This is a genomic window from Arthrobacter sp. 01T425, from assembly GCF_056398725.1.
Genome location: NZ_JBFTPY010000001.1, coordinates 522758 through 541084, shown reverse-complemented (window position 1 = coordinate 541084; position 18327 = coordinate 522758). Strand labels below are relative to the sequence as shown.

The following is an 18327-nucleotide window of genomic DNA, read 5'->3' as shown; positions in this document are numbered from 1 at the left end:
TGTGAAATCCTGGACCTCCCGCCCTGTTGCCCAGCTCCCCGGCAGCATGCCCGCCCTGAGCCTCTTCGATACCGCCAAGGGCGGAATTGTGACCCTGGAGGCCACGGGTGAGCAGTCCATGTATGTCTGCGGCATCACCCCTTATGACGCCACGCACATGGGCCACGCGGCCAGCTATGTCGCCTTCGACCTCCTCAACCGCGCGTGGCGGGACGGCGGCCAGCACGTCGCCTACGTCCAGAACGTGACCGACGTCGACGATCCCCTCCTGGAGCGCGCCACGGCCACAGGCGTCGACTGGCGCGACCTCGCCGCGAGCCAAATCGAGCTGTTCCAGACCGACATGGAGGCCCTGAACGTCCTCGCCCCGGACCACTACATCGGTGCCGTTGAGGCCGTTCCCCTGATCGTTCCCGCCATCGAGCGCCTGCTGCGCAACGGGCTCGCGTACCGCGTCCCCGGCGCCGGCGGCGAGCCCGACGGCGACGTCTACTACGACGTCGAAGCCGCCGGGAAGCACTCGACGGACGACGTCGACGCCTGGACCCTGGGATCCATTTCCGGACTCTCCGACGCCGAAATGCTGGAACTCTTCGCCGAACGCGGCGGCGACCCTGGCCGGGCCGGGAAGCGCCAGGCGCTGGATCCGCTGCTCTGGCGGGTTGCCCGCGAGGGCGAGCCCAGCTGGCCCGGTGGCGAACTGGGGGAGGGCCGGCCCGGCTGGCACGTCGAATGCACCGTGATCGCCCAGGAGTACCTGCCCAAGCCGTTTACCGTCCAGGGCGGCGGCTCGGACCTTATTTTCCCGCACCACGAAATGGGCGCCGGCCACGCGTACTCGCTGGCGGGCGTGCCGCTGGCCCGCCACTTCGCGCACGCGGGCATGGTGGGCCTCGACGGGGAGAAGATGAGCAAGTCCAAGGGCAATCTTGTCCTGGTTTCCAGGCTCCGGGCTGACGGGGAAGAACCTGCCGCGATCCGCCTCGCGATCCTGGCCCACCACTACCGCACGGACTGGTCCTGGACCGCCGCCGGATTCGCCGAGGCCAAAGACCGGCTCCGCACCTGGCGCGAGGCCCTCGCCGTGGCGCCGGAAAGCTCCGCCGCGGCCCTGCTTGGCAGGCTGCGGACCGAACTGGCCAACGACCTGAACGCGCCCGGCGCACTCGCCGCCGTCGACGCCTGGGCCAAGGCCGCCCTGGCAGCCCCGGGGGAGGCCTCGGCCACGGACGCCGCGCTGGTGAGCGACGCCGTCAACGCCCTGCTCGGCGTCGAACTCTAACCGGTTTTCGGTCGGCCCGGAGGAAGATCCCAAAACCCAGCGGCCGTCTCCACGGTGGCTGCGTCGGCCGGTCAGGACGAAGCGGCTTCGATGATCTTCTCGTCGCCCTCGTTCACGGCTTTGACGACGGCGTCGTAGTCACCACTGTCGACAGCCTTGCTGACCTTCTTGGTGGCCTTGCTGATCGCCTTGTCGACGCGGTCGAGGTAGAGGTCATCGACGATGGCAACGATCGCCGAGGAGCCCGGCGGCAGAAACTCCTCCGCGTTGACGCCGATGGACTTCTCCTCGTGCCGCTTCCTGATGGCACCCACACCGGCGCCGATCCCGGCACCGATCACGCCGGACAGCAGCAGTGGCGGAGCGAACAGTCCGACCACCAGCCCGCCGACTGCGCCGGCCTTGGTGCCCCCGGCGACCAGTCCGCCGCCGTGCTCCTTGACCTCGGTCTTGCCCGATGAGTCCCGCGACAGGACGACGGCAGCCGCGACGGCCGCGTCATCCATGCCCTTGATCGCCTTGAAATCCTCTGCCGCCGAGCCCTCGTCGGCGTACGACGACACGAACAAGATGTAGTTGTGATCTGTCATGGTGTGCCCTCCACTCGGTGTTGGCCGGCGTCGCGGCCAGGTCCAACTCTCGCCGCGACAGGCGGCCGCCGGCAGGGTCATAAGACTCTGGTCCGGGGGAAGACCCCCATAGGGGAAGTGCGCGGGAAAGGTGGGAGTGGGAAGGGGGAGGGAAAAGCGGGACGCGGGCTAGGGCTTGTCCTTGCCCCGGCGCTTGAGGTAGCGCTCAAATTCGCGGGCTATCGATTCACCGCTGGCCTCCGGAAGGTCGGCGGTGTCCTTGGCCTCCTCCAGCTGGCGCACATACGCCGCAATTTCCGGATCCTCTGTAGCGAGCTCGTCCACGCCGCGTTCCCACGCGTCGGCCTCCTCCACGAGTTCCGTGGTGTCCAGCGGGACCTGGAGCAGCTCTTCGACCCGGTGCAGCAGGGCCAGCTGCGCCTTCGGCGACGGGGCCTGGGCTACATAGTGCGGCACGGCCGCCCAGAGCGAGACGGTCGGGAGCCCGGCCAGCAGGGCCACCTCGCCGAGCACGCCCACAATCCCTACCGGGCCCTCGTACTGCGAGGCCTCCAGGTCCATCCGCTCACGCAGTGCGGCGTCGTCCGTGGAGGTGCTGACCGGAATGGGCCGGCTGTGCGGCACGTCAGCCAGCAGCGCACCGACCAGGATGACGTAGTCGACATGCAGCGCCTCGGCATGCACCAGCAGTTCCGCGGTGTAGGCACGCCACTTGTAGGACGGCTCGGTGCCCTGGACGAAGATGGCGTCCACATTCGAGTCGGGGACGCTGGCCTTGAAGATCCGCGTGGACGGCCACTTGATCTTCCGCTCACCGGCCGCTGTCCGCCGGATCGTGGGCCGGGTGAACTGGAAGTCGTAGTACTCGTCGGCGTCGATCGCCCCGACCTTCTTGCCGCCCCAGAGCTTGTTCAGGTAGCGCAGGGCATCGCTGGCGGCCTCTCCGGCGTCGTTCCAGCCTTCGAAGGCCGCGAGCATGACGGTGATGCGCCGGCCCTCGGGGACTGGCTGCAGCAGCCGCTCCGGCTCGGAGACGGCGCCTGGTTCGGTGGGGTCTGCCTCGAAGCTGTTCATGCCATCACCCTACGTCCAAGAACCCGCCGCGCGCAGGCAATCGCGCGCCAAGGAACCGCAATTTCCGCCCGAAATCCCAGGGTCAGGCGCTCGGAATTCGCCGTAGGCGTAGCGCGGGCGCCCGGCCGCGGGCTTCCCCGTAGACTGGAAGGCATGCGATCCTCAGCTTCCCGGCCCCTCCTTAAAGCAGCGCTCTGGGACATGGATGGCACCATTGTCGACACCGAGCCCTACTGGATCGCAGCCGAACACGCACTCGTCGAAGCCCACGGCGGACAATGGTCCCACGAACAGGCCATGCAGCTCGTGGGACAGTCCCTGATGTTTTCCGCGGGAATCCTGCAGGAAGCCGGCGTGGCCCTGGAACGGCGCGAGATCATCGACACCCTCACCGGCCACGTGATCAGCCAGGTCCGGAGCTCCATTCCCTGGCGGCCCGGGGCCCGAGAACTGCTCGACGAACTCTACAACGCCGGCGTCCGTTGCGCCCTGGTCACCATGTCCGAGGCCCCGCTGGCCCGGGAGATCGTTGCGAGCCTGCCCGAGCCCTACTTCGAGTTCCTCGTCACGGGAGACACTGTGACGCAGGGCAAGCCGCACCCGGAGGCTTACCTCACGGCCGTCGAGCTCCTGCAGCAGCAGGATCCCGAGCTCGGCCTGCACCACTGCGTGGCCCTGGAAGATTCCGTGCCGGGTGTCGCCGCCGCCGTGGCCTCCGGCGTCGTCACGGTCGCCATCCCGCACATCCTGCCCCTCCCGCACGATCCCCGCCGCGCCACCTGGAACACCCTGGAGGGCAGGACAGTCGCTGACCTGGAGGAGCTCGTGGCCCTGCGGCACGACTTCCCCGACGCCACCTTCGGCGCCGCCGCGGACCCAACCGGCCGCTTAGGCACGGTCTCGACCACGGTCTCGACCACACTCTCGACCGCGGGCCACGCCCGTGGCTGACACCGGCAGCCAGGGGCAACCCGGAAAGACTCCCGCTAACCGCCGGGAAGGGATTCCGCTGGGCCGAATCGCCGGCATTCCGGTATTTCTGGCGTATTCCTGGTTCATCATCGCGGCCTTCACGGTGATCGCCTACGGGCCGGTCCTGCAGAGCAACAATCCGCGCCTCGGCGTCACCGCTTTCTTCGTCGCCTTCGCCTACGCGCTGCTGCTCCTGATTTCCGTACTGGCCCATGAACTCGCGCACGCGCTGACCGCGAAGCTGTTCCACTGGCCCACGGAGAAAATTGTCCTCAACCTCTGGGGCGGCCACACCCAGTTCCAGAGCTTCACGGCCTCACCCGGCCGCTCCGTCCTGGTGGCGATGGCCGGCCCGGCCGCGAACTTCGTCCTTGCCGGCGCAGGCTGGCTCCCGCTTGCCTACGGCAACCTGAACGGCGTGGCCGACATCCTGGCCAACATCTTCGTCTGGGCCAACCTGCTGATCGGCATCTTCAACGTCCTTCCCGGCCTTCCGCTGGACGGCGGTCGGCTGGTCGAATCCGCCGTGTGGAAAGCCACCGGCAGCCAGGAGAAGGGCACAATTGCGGCAGGCTGGGCGGGCCGGATCATCGTGATCGCCCTCGCCCTGTGGTTCATAGTCCTGCCGCTGGTCAGCGGCGCACGTCCGGATATTTCCTTCACCCTCATCACCGCCCTGGTGGGCAGCTTCCTGTGGATGGGGGCGTCGGCCGCGATCCAGCAGGCCCGCCTGCGTGGCCGGCTGCACCTCGTCGACGCCGCGGCCCTCGCCGAACCCGCCCTCGGCCTTCCGGAAACCGCGACGGTCGCGGACCTCCTGGACCGGGCGCCGGCAGGAAAGCCCACCGTGGTGCTGTGCGACCGGGACGGCCGTCCCGTGGCCATCGTCGACGCCGGCGCCGCAGCCAGCGTGCCTGCCGGACTGGCCGCAGCGACCACCCTGACCGCGGTCTCCTACCCCCTTGGTGCGGGCGCCTATGTCCCCGAATGGTCCAAGGGCCAGGAGCTCGTCCAGTACCTGGCCCAGCTCGAGGGCCAGGAGTACGCGGTGGTGAACCGCGAGGGCGCCGTCACCGGGCTGCTGCGCCAGTCCGCCGTCGTCCGGGCCATAACAGGCAAGTACCGGAACGAACGCCAGAACCAGGGGCAGAACCGGTAGAGTTACTGGGCGGTCGTGAATTTCCGGCCCCCACGCGCAAAGACCGGTGCCCGCCGGCATGTCCGCGGCCACACAGCTTTACAGGAGCGAGGAACATCTTCATGAGCAGCGACACCGCCGCAGGCACTAACACTGCCAACACCACCGCCGCCGCAGGCACCGACACTCCCGCCGCCGGGGGCAGCACTGCCGCCAGCGCTAATGGTGCCACCGGCGCCGCGCGCCGCCGCGGACCCTTCCGCGAAGGCGAACGCGTCCAGCTCACGGACGAGCGCGGCCGCATGAACACGATCACCCTCGAAGTCGGCGGGGCCTTCCACACCCACCGGGGCTTCCTGAACCATGACGAGATCATCGGCAAGCCCGACGGCTCAGTGGTGGTCAACAACGTCGGACAGCAGTACCAGACGCTGCGTCCGCTGCTCTCGGACTTCGTGCTCTCGATGCCCCGCGGCGCGGCCGTCGTCTACCCCAAGGACGCCGGCCAGATCGTGACCATGGCGGACATCTTCCCGGGCGCACGCGTTGTCGAAGCCGGTGTCGGCTCGGGCGCCCTGTCCATCTCCCTGCTGCGCGCGGTGGGGGACAACGGCTACCTGCATTCCTTCGAACGCCGCCAGGAGTTCGCGGACATCGCCCGCGGCAACGTCGAGACCATCTTCGGCGGACCGCACCCGGCCTGGAAGATCTCCCTTGGCGACTTCCAGGAGGAAGTGGTGCGCACCGAGGAACCCGGCTCCGTGGACCGCGTGGTCCTGGACATGCTCGCGCCGTGGGAATGCCTCGACGCCGTCGCCACCGTCCTGGCCCCCGGCGGCGTGTGGATCAATTATGTCGCGACTGTGACGCAGCTTTCGCGGACAGCCGAAGCCATCCGCGCGGACGGACGCTTTACCGAACCCGACGCGTGGGAATCCATGGTCCGAGGCTGGCATCTCGAAGGCCTGGCCGTCCGCCCGGACCACCGCATGGTCGCCCACACGGGTTTCCTGCTGGTAACCCGCCGCCTCGCCGACGGCGTCACGGGCATTTCGGTAAAGCGCCGCCCCTCCAAGACCGACTTTAACGAAGAAGACGTCAACGCCTGGACCCCGGGCGCTGTGGGCGAGCGTGCGGTCTCGGACAAAAAGCTGCGCCGCGCCGCCCGCGACGCAATCGCCGGAACGAACGTCGTCGACGCCCCGGAGATAACGAACTAGGCAGCATATTTCGGATGTCTCCAGCGGCACCCGCCTTCTTAGGGCTATGGTCTTAACAGAAGAGCAGGAAGGGGCTGATGCACGATGGAGACTCCGAATACTGACCCGGGCCGCACACCGGCCGAGGACGCAGCAGATGCTGCCGCCCGCACGGATGCGGCCCGCGCCGCAGCCGGCGAGGGTGACCGGTATGCCGCCAATGAACTGTCCGTCGCCGAGCGCCAGGTCAACATCCTCCGGGACAAGCTCCGCCACATTGACCGCCAACTCGCCGCCGCGACGCAGAACAACTCCAAACTGGTCAGCATGCTGGAAACGGCCAAGGCGGAGATCCTGCGGCTGAAAAACGCCCTCGACCAGGAGGGACAGCCGCCGTACAGCTTCGGCACCATCCTCCAGCTCAACCCCAAACGGCAGCCGACGGCCGGGAACAGCGGCCAGGCGGCCACGGAGGAATCCGTGGATATCTTCAACGCCGGCCGCAAGATGCGGGTTGGGATCAGCCCGCTGGTCAACATCAGCCAGCTCGCCGTCGGGCAGGAAGTCCTGCTCAACGAGGCCCTGATGGTGGTCGCCGGACTCGGCTACGAGCGGGCCGGGGACCTCGTCACGCTCAAGGAAATGCTGGGGCCTGACCGTGCGCTGGTGGTGGGCCGCGCCGACGAGGAGCGGGTCATCCGGCTCTCCGGTGCCCTGCTCGCCCAGCGGCTCCGGGTCGGCGACGCGCTCTCGATTGATTCCCGGACCGGGTACGCGCTGGAAAAGATCCCGCGCTCGGAAGTGGAGAACCTCGTGCTCGAGGAAGTCCCGGACATCACCTACCAGGACATCGGCGGACTGGGCCCGCAGATCGAACAGATCCGCGACGCCGTCGAACTGCCCTTCCTGCACCCGGACCTGTACCGGGAGCACGGGCTGAAGGCGCCCAAGGGCATCCTGCTGTACGGCCCGCCCGGCTGCGGCAAGACCCTGATCGCCAAGGCCGTGGCCAACTCGCTGGCCGCCCGGGCCGCCGAGCGCGCCGGCAAGACGGACATGAAGAGCTACTTCCTGAACATCAAGGGACCCGAGCTGCTCGATAAGTACGTCGGCGAGACCGAACGCCACATCCGCCTGATCTTCGCGCGCGCCCGGGAAAAGGCGTCTGAGGGCAGCCCGGTGGTGGTGTTCTTCGACGAAATGGACTCGCTGTTCCGCACCCGTGGGACTGGCATTTCCTCCGACGTCGAAACCACCATCGTCCCGCAGCTCCTCAGCGAGATCGACGGCGTCGAACGGCTGGACAACGTGATCGTGATCGGCGCCTCGAACCGGGAAGACATGATCGATCCGGCGATCCTGCGCCCTGGCCGCCTGGACGTGAAGGTGAAGATCCAGCGCCCCGACGCCGAGGCCGCGGCCGACATCTTCAACAAGTACATCACCACGGACCTGCCGTTCCACGAGTCCGACCTCGGCGAGCACAACGGCGACGTGCAGGCGACCGTGGACGCCATGGTCCAACGCACCGTCGAGGCGATGTACTCCACCGAGAAGTCCAACGAATACCTCGAGGTCACCTACGCCAACGGCGACACCGAAATGCTCTACTTCAAGGACTTCAACTCCGGCGCCGTGGTGCAGAACGTCGTGGACCGGGCCAAGAAGTACGCCATCAAGGACCTGTTGACCATCGGCCAGAAGGGCCTGCGGATCGACCACCTGCTCCGGGCGGTCGTGGACGAGTTCCGTGAACACGAGGACATGCCCAACACCACCAACCCGGACGATTGGGCACGCATCTCCGGCAAGAAGGGCGAGCGCATCACGTACATCCGCACCATCGTCCAGGGCAAGGCCGGCCAGGAGCCCGGGAAGTCCATCGAGACGATGCCCAGCACAGGCCAGTACCTGTGACGGCTGTTGTCCCCGGCAAGCCCGCCGACACCGCGGGCGGGCTGCCGGTCGGCGGGGCGATGCGGGTCATGGGATCGGAGACCGAATACGGCATCCACGCGCCCTCGGCCCCGGGAGCCAACGCCACGATGATGTCAGCCCGGGTCATTCAGGCGTACGCGCAGGTGACCCGGCAGCGGGCCGCCGGCGGCGCCGAGACCCGGTGGGACTACACGGACGAGGAACCGCTGCACGACGCCCGCGGCTGGACCTTGGAGCGCAGCAGCGCGGACCCGGAACAACTCACCGACCAGCCTCCCGTCCTCGACGCCGAGGCGATCGCCCTCGCCTACGGGCGGCAGGAACTCGAGGCCGACGGCGAGGACGAGTCCGGCACGCTGCTGATGAACATGGTGCTGGGCAACGGCGCACGGTTGTACGTGGACCACGCCCACCCGGAGTATTCCAGCCCCGAGGTGACCAACCCCCGCGCCGCCGTCACGTGGGACGCCGCCGGCGACCTCGTGGCACTGGCCGCGGTCCGGCGCCTCGCTGCGGATCCCGAACTGCCGCCCATCAACCTGTACAAGAACAACACGGACAACAAATCGGTCTCCTACGGCTCGCACGAGAACTACCTGATGCCCCGCTCGGTGCCGTTCGGCGAAATCGTGCGCGGCCTCACGCCGTTTTTCGTCACCCGGCAGATCATTTGCGGTGCCGGACGGGTGGGCCTCGGGCAAGACAGCGCCCGGGCCGGCTACCAGATCAGCCAGCGCGCTGACTTCTTCGAAACCGAAGTGGGCCTGGAAACCACCATCCGCCGCCCCATCATCAACACCCGGGACGAGCCCCACGCCACCGCGGACAAATACCGCAGGCTGCACGTCATCATCGGCGACGCCAACCTCAGCCAGGCCTCCAACTTCCTCAAGTTCGGCACCACCGCGATGGTCCTGAGCCTGATCGAGGCCGGGCTTGCGCCGCGGATCGAAGTCCATGAGCCCGTCGCCGCGCTTCAGGCCGTCAGCCACGACACCTCGCTCACCGGGTTGCTGCGCCTGGGCGACGGCCGGCGGATCAGCGCCCTGGACCTCCAGTGGATCTATTTCGAGGCCGCCTCCAAGCACGCGCAGGACACCGGCGTCGCGGACGCCGTGGACGGTGACGGCCACACCCACGAGGTCCTGGAGCGGTGGTCCGCCACGCTGAGCGAACTCGGCGGTGACCGGGCGGCGGCCGCATCCTCAGTCGAGTGGCTCGCCAAACTGTCCCTGCTCGAGGGCTACCGCCAGCGTGACGGCCTGGGCTGGGACAACGCACGGCTGGGCCTCGTGGATCTGCAGTGGGCCGACATCCGCCCCGAAAAAGGGCTCTACTACCGGCTGCTGGCGCGCGACCGGATGCACCGAATCGTCGACGACGCCGCGATTGCCCGTGCGGTGACCGAACCGCCGTCGGACACGCGGGCGTACTTCCGCGGGCGCTGCGTCAGCAGGTTCGGTGCAGACCTCGCGGGGGCCAGCTGGGACTCGGTGATCTTCGATGTCCCCGGCCGCGGCAGGCTCCAGCGGGTCCCTACCCGCGAGCCGCTGCGCGGGACCGAAGCCCTCACCGGCGGCCTGTTTGCCCGGCACCGGGAGGCCGGGACGTTCCTGGCGGAACTGCTCGGGCTCAGCCCCGGTTCCTGAAAACAAAGCCCCCCGCGGGCGCCCCGGGCGTGGCACTATTGCTACAGGATGTCCCTTAGGAGAAAAGGGACGGACATGAAGGAGAAAACAATGGCAGGCCAGGAGCAGCAGCAGCCGCAGTCGCGGGACACCGAGGTTGACGAGGACGTCCCCGCCGCGCCGCCGGCCCCGGCGGACGCCCAGGCGTCGGCAGCCACCCAGGGCGTCGATGATCTCCTCGATGAGATCGACGGCGTGCTGGAGTCCAACGCCGAGGAGTTCGTCCGCGCATTCGTCCAAAAGGGCGGCCAGTAGGAGCGCCGCCGGCCGCCGGATGAGGGCGGCGGGAGGGGCTAAGGGCCGGAAGAGTCGTTGATCCACCACGTTGAGGGAGAGCGTTAGTGCAGGAAACAACAGCCAACCGAGTAGCAGCCAACGCGACGTCCTCATTCACCGAGCATCTGCAGCGCGAACGGCCCGATTTGATGCCCTTCGGCCAAGTGCCTTTCAACCAGTTGCCTGCCGGCGGGCACGCCGGTCAGCCAGGAGCACCGCTGCAGGCCCCGCACGGGACGACGATCGTGGCGATGACCTATGCCGGGGGAGTGCTGATGGCCGGGGACCGCCGCGCCACCATGGGCAACGTGATCGCGAGCCGGCACATCGAGAAGGTGTTTCCCGCCGACCAGTATTCCGTGCTGGGCATTGCCGGGACCGCCGGCATCGCCCTGGACATCACCAGGCTGTTCCAGGTTGAACTCGAACACTACGAGAAGATCGAGGGCACGCTCCTGAGCCTGGACGGCAAGGCGAACCGGCTCGGCGCCATGGTCCGCGGCAACCTGCCCATGGCCATGCAGGGCCTCGCCGTCGTGCCCCTCTTCGCAGGATTCGACCGGCCCGCAGGTTTCGGCCGGCTCTTCTCCTACGACGTCACGGGCGGCCGCTACGAGGAACAGGAGCACCACGCGGTGGGATCCGGCTCGATGTTCGCCCGCGGCGCGCTGAAGAAACTCTGGCGTCCCGGCCTCTCGGAGCAGGACGCCGTGGCGGTCGCCGTCGAGGCCCTGTACGACGCCGCCGACGACGACTCCGCCACGGGCGGCCCGGACCCCGTCCGGCAGCTATGGCCGGTGGTGTACATCGTGAACCGGACAGGCGCCTTCCGGGTACCGGACCGCGACCTTGCCGCCGTGGCCGGCCGCGTCATCGAATCCCGCACTGTCGCCCAGCGGGAGGCCTGAGATGACCCAGCAGTTCTATGTATCTCCCGAACAACTGATGAAGGACCGTGCGGACTTCGCACGGAAGGGCATCGCCCGCGGACGTTCGGTGGTGGTCATCAGTTGCCGGGACGGGATTGCCCTCGTGGCGGAGAACGCGTCCCCGTCCCTGCACAAGATCGGCGAGATCTACGACAAAATCGCGTTCGCGGCCGTCGGGAAGTACAACGAGTTTGAGAGCCTGCGGCAAGCCGGGGTGCGGTATGCCGATGTCCGGGGCTATTCCTACGACCGCGAGGACGTCACGGCCCGCGGCCTTGCCAGCGTCTACGCACAGAGCCTCGGCGCGGTGTTTACGGCCGAACAGAAACCCTTCGAGGTCGAACTGGCCGTGGCCGAAGTCGGTCAGGCCCAGGAGGCGGACCATCTGTACCGGCTGACCTTTGACGGGTCCATCGCCGACGAGCACGGCTTTATTGTGATGGGCGGCCAGGCGGACAAGGTCTCCGAGGCTGTCGCGGCGGGCTGGCAGGGCGAACTCGACTTCGCGGGCGCCATCCGGCTGGCCCTCGCCGGGCTCGTGGCGGACAAGGAAACCACCACCCTGCCCGTATCCGCACTGGAAGTTGCGGTACTGGACCGGGGATCGGAAAGCGGCCGCGGCACCCGCCGGGCGTTCCGCCGGCTTGAGGACCCGGACATCGTGGCATTGCTGGCTGAGGAGAAGTGAGATGGACAAGCGCATATTCGGCATCGAAACCGAATTCGGAATTTCCTATTCAAGCCCGGAGTCCCGGCCGCTGGCACCGGAGGAAGTAGCCCGCTACCTCTTCCGCAAGGTGGTCAGCTGGGGACGGTCCTCCAACGTCTTCCTGACCAACGGCTCGCGCCTTTACCTGGACGTCGGGTCGCACCCGGAATACGCCACCGCCGAGTGCGACGACCTCGCCCAGCTGATCGCCCATGACCGTGCCGGGGAACTGATCCTGTGCGACCTCGTAGACGAAGCCCAGGAACGGCTGGCGGCGGAGGGATTCAACGGCACCGTATACCTGTTCAAGAACAACACGGATTCGGCCGGGAACTCCTACGGCAGCCACGAAAACTACCTCATCCCGCGGCGCGGGGAATTTTCCCGGCTCGCGGAAATCCTCATCCCGTTCCTCGTGACCCGCCAGCTGATCGCCGGGGCCGGCAAGATCCTCAAGACCCCGCACGGGGCGACCTTCGCGTTCTCCCAGCGGGCCGACCACATCTGGGAAGGCGTCTCCTCCGCCACCACCCGCTCCAGGCCCATCATCAACACCCGGGACGAGCCGCACGCGGACGCCGAGTTCTACCGGCGCCTGCACGTGATCGTGGGCGACTCCAACATGTCCGAAACGACGGCGCTGCTCAAAATCGGCACGGTGGACCTGATCCTGCGGATGATCGAGGCAGGGGTGATCATGCGCGACATGCGGATGGAGAACCCGATCCGCAGCATCCGGGAAATCTCCCACGACCTCAGCGGCCGGGCACTGGTCCGGCTCGCCAACGGCCGGCAGCTCACGGCCCTGGAAATCCAGCGCGAATACCTGGGCAAGGTGACCGCGTTCGTGGCCGAACACGGCGCGCACAACCCCCACGTGCCGCTGATCCTGGACCTCTGGGAGCGCACGCTGGACGCCATCGAAAGCGGCGACACGAGCACGATCGATACCGAAGTGGACTGGGCCATCAAGAAAAAGCTCATGGACAACTACCGGGAACGGCACGGGCTGGGCCTTGACGCTCCCAGGATTGCGCAGCTGGACCTGACCTACCACGACATTTCCCGTGGCCGCGGGCTCTTCTACCTGCTCCAGGCCCGCGGGGCCGTGCGCCGGGTGGTGGACGACACCGCGGTCAAGGACGCGGTGGATGCCCCGCCGCAGACCACGCGCGCCAAACTCCGCGGCGACTTCGTCCGGCGCGCCCAGGAACTCGGCCGCGACTACACCGTGGACTGGGTCCATCTGAAGCTGAACGACCGCGCCCACCAGACCATCCTGTGCAAGGATCCCTTCCGGAGCGTGGACGACCGGGTGGATGCGCTGCTGGACTCGATGGGCTGATACCCAGCTTCGCACGTTATTCTGGGGTAGGGCCGCCCTGCGGCCGCCGCTTTCTTTGCCACGGGAAACCGAACGGCACTGAGTCCACCCTGCCTCGACGAAAGTTTCCAATTGCGCCGACTACTAGCAATTCTTCTTCCCGGACTGCTGCTGCTGACCGCCTGCGGCGGCAACGAAGCGCCTCCGGCTCCGGAACCCACCAGCCAGTCCGCCGGTGAGACCGCCAAGCTGGACTCGGTCAAATTGACTGAGAACGGTGACAAGAAGGCCCCCGGTGTCGACTTCACCAAGCCGCTCGACGTCAAGGAACCCACTGTCAAGGTGGTCACCGAGGGCAGTGGCGACCGGGTCAAGGCCAACCAGATCGCCGACATTTCGATCGTGGCGTTCAACGGCAAGGACGGCTCCACCCTCGAGGACACGTTCCCTAACGATCCCGAGCCGCTGGAACTGAACGACGAGCTCAAGGGCAGCAGCCCCGTCATCTACAACGCGTTCGTGGGCGCCAAGATCGGCTCGCACCTCGCCCTGGCCGTTCCCGGCCAGGCCGCAGCCGAGGGTGCCGAGGCCAAGCCGACGCAGCTCCTGATCGTCAAGGTGCTCTCCGCCAAGGACGCACCGCCGGTCCTGGACAAGCCCGAAGGCGACGCCGTCACCCCGCCGGCCGGACTGCCGACCGTCAAGGAAAACGACAAGGGCGTTCCGGAGATCTCGGTCGCCGGCGTCAAGGCTCCGACCGCGCTGGTCTCCCAGGACCTCATCACCGGCAAGGGCCAGGCCCTCAAGGAGACCGACACGATCACCGTCAACTACGTCGGCGTCGCCCTCGCCACCGGCAAGGTCTTCGACTCCAGCTTCGAGAGTGGCAAGAAGGCCACCTTCCCGCTGACCGGCGTCATCAAGGGCTGGACCCAAGGCCTGACCGGCAAGACGGTCGGCTCCCGCGTCCTCCTGGTCGTCCCGAAGGACCTCGCCTACGGAGATCAGGGCCAGGGCGACGCGAAGGGCGACCTCGTCTTCGTCGTCGATATCCTCGGCGTCAAGTAATCCACCGCTACAACTGCCACCACTACACGTCACCTCAAAGGAGTAACCATGTCATTTGGACAGCGCAACCTCGACCGCGAGAAGCCGGAAATTGACTTCCCCGTAGGAGACGTCCCCACCGAACTGGTCATCACCGACCTGATCGAAGGGGACGGCGCCGAGGCCAAAGCCGGCGACACCGTATCCACCCACTACGTGGGCGTCGCCTGGTCCACCGGTGAAGAATTCGACGCCTCCTGGGGCCGCGGCGCGCCGCTGGACTTCAGGGTCGGCGTCGGCCAGGTCATCCAGGGCTGGGACCAGGGCCTGCTGGGCATGAAGGTCGGCGGCCGCCGCCGGCTCGAGATCCCGTCCGAGCTTGCCTACGGTTCCCGTGGCGCCGGCGGGGCGATCGGCCCCAACGAGGCCCTGATCTTCGTCGTGGACCTCGTCGCCGTCCGCTAGTCCCCACCCGCCCCCCGGGGAACGAAGCGCGGTAACAATCGGAAAAGTTCTTCCGGCTGTTGCCGCGCTTTCGTCATTTTCCGCGACCGGCTTTAGTACCCTTGCGGGGTGTCCGCCTCACGTACAGAACGCCTCCTGAACCTGCTCATCGCCCTGCTCAACACCAAGTACGGCCTGCGCCGCAGCCAGCTGCGCGAAAAGGTCTACCACGACACCACGAGCAGTGACGTCGCTTTCGGCCGCATGTTCGAACGCGACAAGGGCGAGCTGCGCCAGTTTGGCTTCGACGTCGAGGCCGTGACGGACACGGGCTGGGGCTCCGACGACCCGGCAACCACCCGCTACCGGATCGGCAAGGAATCGAACCGGCTGCCCGACGTCAGCCTCACCCCCGAAGAGTGCACGGTCCTGATCCTCGCGGCCCAGCTCTGGGAGCACGCCGCCCTCGGCTCCGCCGCCGTCGACGCGGTCCGGAAGCTGCAGGCCGCCGGCGGCCTGGTCGACGCCGAACTCCCCACCGGCGTCCAGCCGCGCATCCGCCCCGCCGGCCAGGCCTTCGAGGACCTGGTCGCCGCGATACACGCCCAGCACCCGGTCCGGTTCAGCTACCTCGCCGGCAGCACCGGCCAGGACCAGGAACGCCTGGTGGAGCCCTGGGGCCTGGGCAGCCGCTTCGGCCAGTGGTACCTCGTGGGCCACGACCGGGGCCGGGGGGACAAACGGTTCTTCCGCCTGTCCCGCCTGACGTCCGCCGTGACCGTCCTGGAGAAGGAGAGCTTCACGCCGCCGGCCGGGTTCAACGTCCGCGCCGAGCTGGCCGGCCTGGCCGAGCTGCCGGTGCGGAGCGCCGTGGTCGACGTCGAACACGGGCGGCTCCTGGGCCTCCGCAAACGCGCCCAGCCGCTTCCGGACGCAGCGCCGGAAGCCCGAACACCGCGGCATTCGGCCGGGACGGACCGCCTCGCGGTGCCCTTCCGCGATGCCGAGACCCTGGGCGAGGAGCTGGCCTCCTACGGTCCCCGCGTCACCGTGATTTCACCCCCCGAACTCGCCGGCGCCGTCCACCGCCGCCTCACGGCAGCCGCCGAGTTCGCCGGCAGGCCCCTGCCGGATGTGGCCTTCCCGGCGGCGGGCCGCGCCGGCCGTACCCGGAAACGAACCTCGGAGGACCAGCTCAAGCGGATGCTGCAACTCGTCCCGTTCCTTGTCCACAACCAGGGACTGCACATCAGCGAGGTCGCCGCCAGGTTTGGCATCACCCGCAAGGCACTCGAGGACGACCTGCGGATCCTGATCTGCTCGGGCCTGCCGGAGGGGTACCCCGACGATCTGCTGGACATCCAGTGGGACGATGACCACGTATTCATCACCCAGGCCCTGGACCTGACCCGCCCCGTACGGTTCACCGTGGACGAGGCCTGTGCGCTCCTGACCGGCCTCGAGACCCTCAACAGCCTGCCCGAACTCGCCGAAGGCGGCGCCCTGGAATCGGTGACGCTCAAACTCATGGCAGCGGCGGGGGAGGAAGGCGTCAAAGCGGCGGCGCTCTCCGGCCCCGAGGTGGCCCCCGGCAATTCCGCCGTCCTCGACACCGCCCGCGCCGCCCTCGAATCCGGCGCGCAGCTGCACCTGAAGTACTTCTCGGCGCAGCGCGACGCCGTGTCCGAACGCGACGTGGACCCCCTGCGGCTCTATTCGCTGGACAACACGTGGTACCTCGAGGCGTACTGCCACTCCGCCCAGGGCCTCCGCAACTTCCGGCTGGACAGGATCGAAGCCCTTGAGCCCAACGGCCGGCGGGCGGCCGCGACGGCAAAGCCGGCGGACAGCTTTCCGGTGAAACTGTTCACCCCGAACGACGACGACACGGTGGTCGTGGTGGAACTCGCGCCCCGCGGCACCGGCCTCGCTGACGACTATTACGCCGAGCGGACCGCGGCCCTGCCTGGCGGCGGAATGCTCGCCGAAATCCGGTTTGGCAGCACGGACTGGCTGCCGATGTTCGTGGCCCAGCACGGCGGGATGGTCCGGATCCTGCAGCCAGAGGCCCTCGCGGCCGCGTCGCGGGAGTGGCTCGCCGCGGCCCTGACGCAATACGAAGCCTTCCCGGATCGCCCGATAGACTGATCAGCATGCCTTGGTGGTCCTGGATCGTTATTTGGATAGCGCTTGTCGCGTTGTCGCTGTTGTTCTTCGGCGTGCTCGGCTTCCGGCTGTTCCGGCAGGCCACGACGACGCTCACCGAATTGGGTGAAGCCGCGGACCGCTTTTCCACCCTGCCTGCACCAGCGGGCACCGGCACCGTTTCAGCGGCCGGTTCGACAGCGGCCGGCGTTGGTGACCCGGTCAGCGCGGACGAATCCCTTCGGCCGGCGCCCGGCGACGCCATTTTTGCCTCGCCCGCGCGGATGCGACATGATTACCACGCATCCAAGCTCGCCCGGCAAAACGCCCGCCGGCTGCGCCGCATCCAACGCAAGAAGGACCGCGGGCAACCCCAGGCACTGCGCGACATCGAAACGCGTTAGACATAGGATGTATTCAAACGAAAGGACCTCTCCCCATGAGGCTTGAAGGCTGGCATCTCATCATCATCATCGTTCTGGCACTGGTGCTGTTCGCTGCGCCGAAGCTGCCGGGCATGGCCCGCAGCCTGGGACAGTCGATGCGCATTTTCAAGTCGGAAGTCCGGGAAATGAAGAAGGACGGCACCACCGATGCCAAGGATGGCTCCGAGCCGGTTGAAGGACGGGTCATCAACCACCCGCAGGCCGGCGCACCGGAAAGCCGCACGGGCGACGGAACCGACGTTCCGCCGTCGACCCGCGCCTAAGACCGCATGGCAGTAACCATGAGCCGTCGATCGAACCCCGAGGGGAGGATGGCGCTCCTCGACCACCTCAAAGAGCTGCGCAACCGGCTCTTCAAGGCGGCAATCGCCGTCGTCCTTGGGACGGTAGTGGGTTTCCTTGTCTACCAGCCAATGCTGGCGGCGCTGATCAAGCCGATCCGCGACCTGAATGAACACGAAGGCCGCCAGGCGACCCTGAATTTCGACGGCGTCGCGAGCTCGTTCGACCTCATGATTCAGGTCTCCGTGTTCCTGGGCCTGATTATCGCCAGCCCCGTCTGGCTCTACCAGCTCTGGGCCTTCATCGTGCCGGGGCTGCACAAGAAGGAACGCCGCCTGGCCCTGTCCTTCGTGGCGGCGGCCGTGCCGCTCTTCGTCGGCGGCGTCCTGCTGGCCTGGCTCGTGCTGCCCAACGCGGTCCGTGTCCTGACCGACTTCACGCCGTCGGGCGGCTCCAACTTCATCAGCGCCCAGGTGTACCTGTCCTTCGTGCTGCGGCTGCTGCTCGCCTTCGGCATCGCCTTCCTCCTCCCGGTGGTTCTGTTCGGGCTGAACCTGGCCGGGCTCATCAAGGGCCAGCAGCTGCTCAAGAGCTGGCGGATCACAGTCTTCCTGGTCTGCCTGTTCGCCGCGATGGCCGCTCCCGGCGCCGACGCCATGAGCATGTTCTACCTGGCCGGACCCATGCTGGCGCTGTTCTTCGCCGCGATCGGGCTGTGCCTGCTCAACGACCGCCGGCGCGAGCGGCGCGCCGTCAAACGCGACGCCGAGACCGAAGCCACCGCCGACCACGCCACCCCCAGCTCCGAGCTGGAGAATCTCTAGCCTTTCGCGCACTAGGCTGG

18 protein-coding genes are annotated in these 18327 nt (G+C 67.7%); 16 read left to right on the top strand and 2 right to left on the bottom strand.

Annotated elements, in window-relative coordinates; all coding sequences use genetic code 11:
* Window position 1: 1 nt before the first annotated feature.
* Window positions 2-1282 (top strand): cysteine--1-D-myo-inosityl 2-amino-2-deoxy-alpha-D-glucopyranoside ligase, encoded by a 1281-nt coding sequence (gene mshC, locus AC1DNG_RS02645; RefSeq protein ID WP_230011252.1) that lies wholly within the window; start codon window positions 2-4, stop codon window positions 1280-1282.
* A 71-nt stretch (window positions 1283-1353) separates the two neighbouring features.
* Here the strand turns inward: mshC and AC1DNG_RS02640 are convergent, their stop codons facing one another.
* Together AC1DNG_RS02640 and AC1DNG_RS02635 are read right to left on the bottom strand one after the other, a co-directional pair.
* On the bottom strand, window positions 1354-1872 hold the full coding sequence (locus tag AC1DNG_RS02640; RefSeq protein WP_476850919.1) for a DUF1269 domain-containing protein: 519 nt from the start codon (window positions 1870-1872) through the stop codon (window positions 1354-1356).
* A gap of 168 nt (window positions 1873-2040) precedes the next feature.
* Window positions 2041-2946, bottom strand: coding sequence for a PAC2 family protein (locus tag AC1DNG_RS02635; protein ID WP_476850918.1), 906 nt, complete (start codon window positions 2944-2946; stop codon window positions 2041-2043).
* 153 nt (window positions 2947-3099) lie between these two features.
* Between AC1DNG_RS02635 and AC1DNG_RS02630 the strand changes: the two genes are divergently transcribed.
* The 15 genes from AC1DNG_RS02630 (at window position 3100) to tatC (ending at window position 18307) form a co-directional block, all read left to right on the top strand.
* On the top strand, window positions 3100-3897 hold the full coding sequence (locus AC1DNG_RS02630) for an HAD family hydrolase (protein WP_476858561.1): 798 nt from the start codon (window positions 3100-3102) through the stop codon (window positions 3895-3897).
* Entirely contained in the window at window positions 3890-5077 is a 1188-nt protein-coding gene (locus AC1DNG_RS02625; protein ID WP_476886553.1) for a site-2 protease family protein, read from the top strand. The genes AC1DNG_RS02630 and AC1DNG_RS02625 overlap by 8 nt, the downstream gene beginning before the upstream one ends.
* A 101-nt stretch (window positions 5078-5178) precedes the next feature.
* Window positions 5179-6276 carry a tRNA (adenine-N1)-methyltransferase gene (locus AC1DNG_RS02620; RefSeq protein WP_476886552.1) on the top strand — a complete coding sequence of 366 codons (1098 nt, stop codon included), beginning with the start codon at window positions 5179-5181 and terminating at the stop codon, window positions 6274-6276.
* Window positions 6277-6360: 84 nt separating this feature from the next.
* Window positions 6361-8172 carry a proteasome ATPase gene (gene arc / locus AC1DNG_RS02615; RefSeq protein ID WP_459384756.1) on the top strand — a complete coding sequence of 604 codons (1812 nt, stop codon included), beginning with the start codon at window positions 6361-6363 and terminating at the stop codon, window positions 8170-8172.
* The gene (gene dop, locus AC1DNG_RS02610) at window positions 8169-9842 is read left to right on the top strand and encodes a depupylase/deamidase Dop (RefSeq protein WP_476850914.1); all 1674 of its coding nucleotides are present in this window, start codon (window positions 8169-8171) and stop codon (window positions 9840-9842) included. The genes arc and dop overlap by 4 nt, the downstream gene beginning before the upstream one ends.
* Before the next feature lie 90 nt (window positions 9843-9932).
* A complete protein-coding gene (locus tag AC1DNG_RS02605; protein WP_026266331.1) occupies window positions 9933-10136 on the top strand; it encodes a ubiquitin-like protein Pup in 204 nt (67 codons plus the stop codon).
* A gap of 86 nt (window positions 10137-10222) precedes the next feature.
* Window positions 10223-11065: a proteasome subunit beta gene (gene prcB / locus AC1DNG_RS02600; RefSeq protein WP_028275579.1), complete on the top strand. Its 843-nt coding sequence runs from the start codon at window positions 10223-10225 to the stop codon at window positions 11063-11065.
* 1 nt (window position 11066) lies between these two features.
* On the top strand, window positions 11067-11774 hold the full coding sequence (gene prcA / locus AC1DNG_RS02595) for a proteasome subunit alpha (RefSeq protein ID WP_028275580.1): 708 nt from the start codon (window positions 11067-11069) through the stop codon (window positions 11772-11774).
* A 1-nt stretch (window position 11775) separates the two neighbouring features.
* On the top strand, window positions 11776-13140 hold the full coding sequence (pafA, locus tag AC1DNG_RS02590) for a Pup--protein ligase (protein ID WP_026538699.1): 1365 nt from the start codon (window positions 11776-11778) through the stop codon (window positions 13138-13140).
* Window positions 13141-13251: 111 nt separating this feature from the next.
* On the top strand, window positions 13252-14187 hold the full coding sequence (locus AC1DNG_RS02585; RefSeq protein WP_230011584.1) for an FKBP-type peptidyl-prolyl cis-trans isomerase: 936 nt from the start codon (window positions 13252-13254) through the stop codon (window positions 14185-14187).
* Between the two features lie 48 nt (window positions 14188-14235).
* Window positions 14236-14631 carry an FKBP-type peptidyl-prolyl cis-trans isomerase gene (locus AC1DNG_RS02580; RefSeq protein ID WP_028275583.1) on the top strand — a complete coding sequence of 132 codons (396 nt, stop codon included), beginning with the start codon at window positions 14236-14238 and terminating at the stop codon, window positions 14629-14631.
* A 108-nt stretch (window positions 14632-14739) separates the two neighbouring features.
* Entirely contained in the window at window positions 14740-16758 is a 2019-nt protein-coding gene (locus AC1DNG_RS02575; protein ID WP_476886551.1) for a helix-turn-helix transcriptional regulator, read from the top strand.
* Window positions 16759-16763: 5 nt separating this feature from the next.
* A complete protein-coding gene (locus AC1DNG_RS02570) occupies window positions 16764-17159 on the top strand; it encodes a hypothetical protein (RefSeq protein ID WP_476855875.1) in 396 nt (131 codons plus the stop codon).
* 35 nt (window positions 17160-17194) lie between these two features.
* Entirely contained in the window at window positions 17195-17464 is a 270-nt protein-coding gene (tatA, locus tag AC1DNG_RS02565) for a Sec-independent protein translocase subunit TatA (protein ID WP_018772900.1), read from the top strand.
* Between the two features lie 48 nt (window positions 17465-17512).
* A complete protein-coding gene (gene tatC, locus AC1DNG_RS02560) occupies window positions 17513-18307 on the top strand; it encodes a twin-arginine translocase subunit TatC (protein ID WP_028275586.1) in 795 nt (264 codons plus the stop codon).
* Window positions 18308-18327 lie beyond the last annotated feature (20 nt).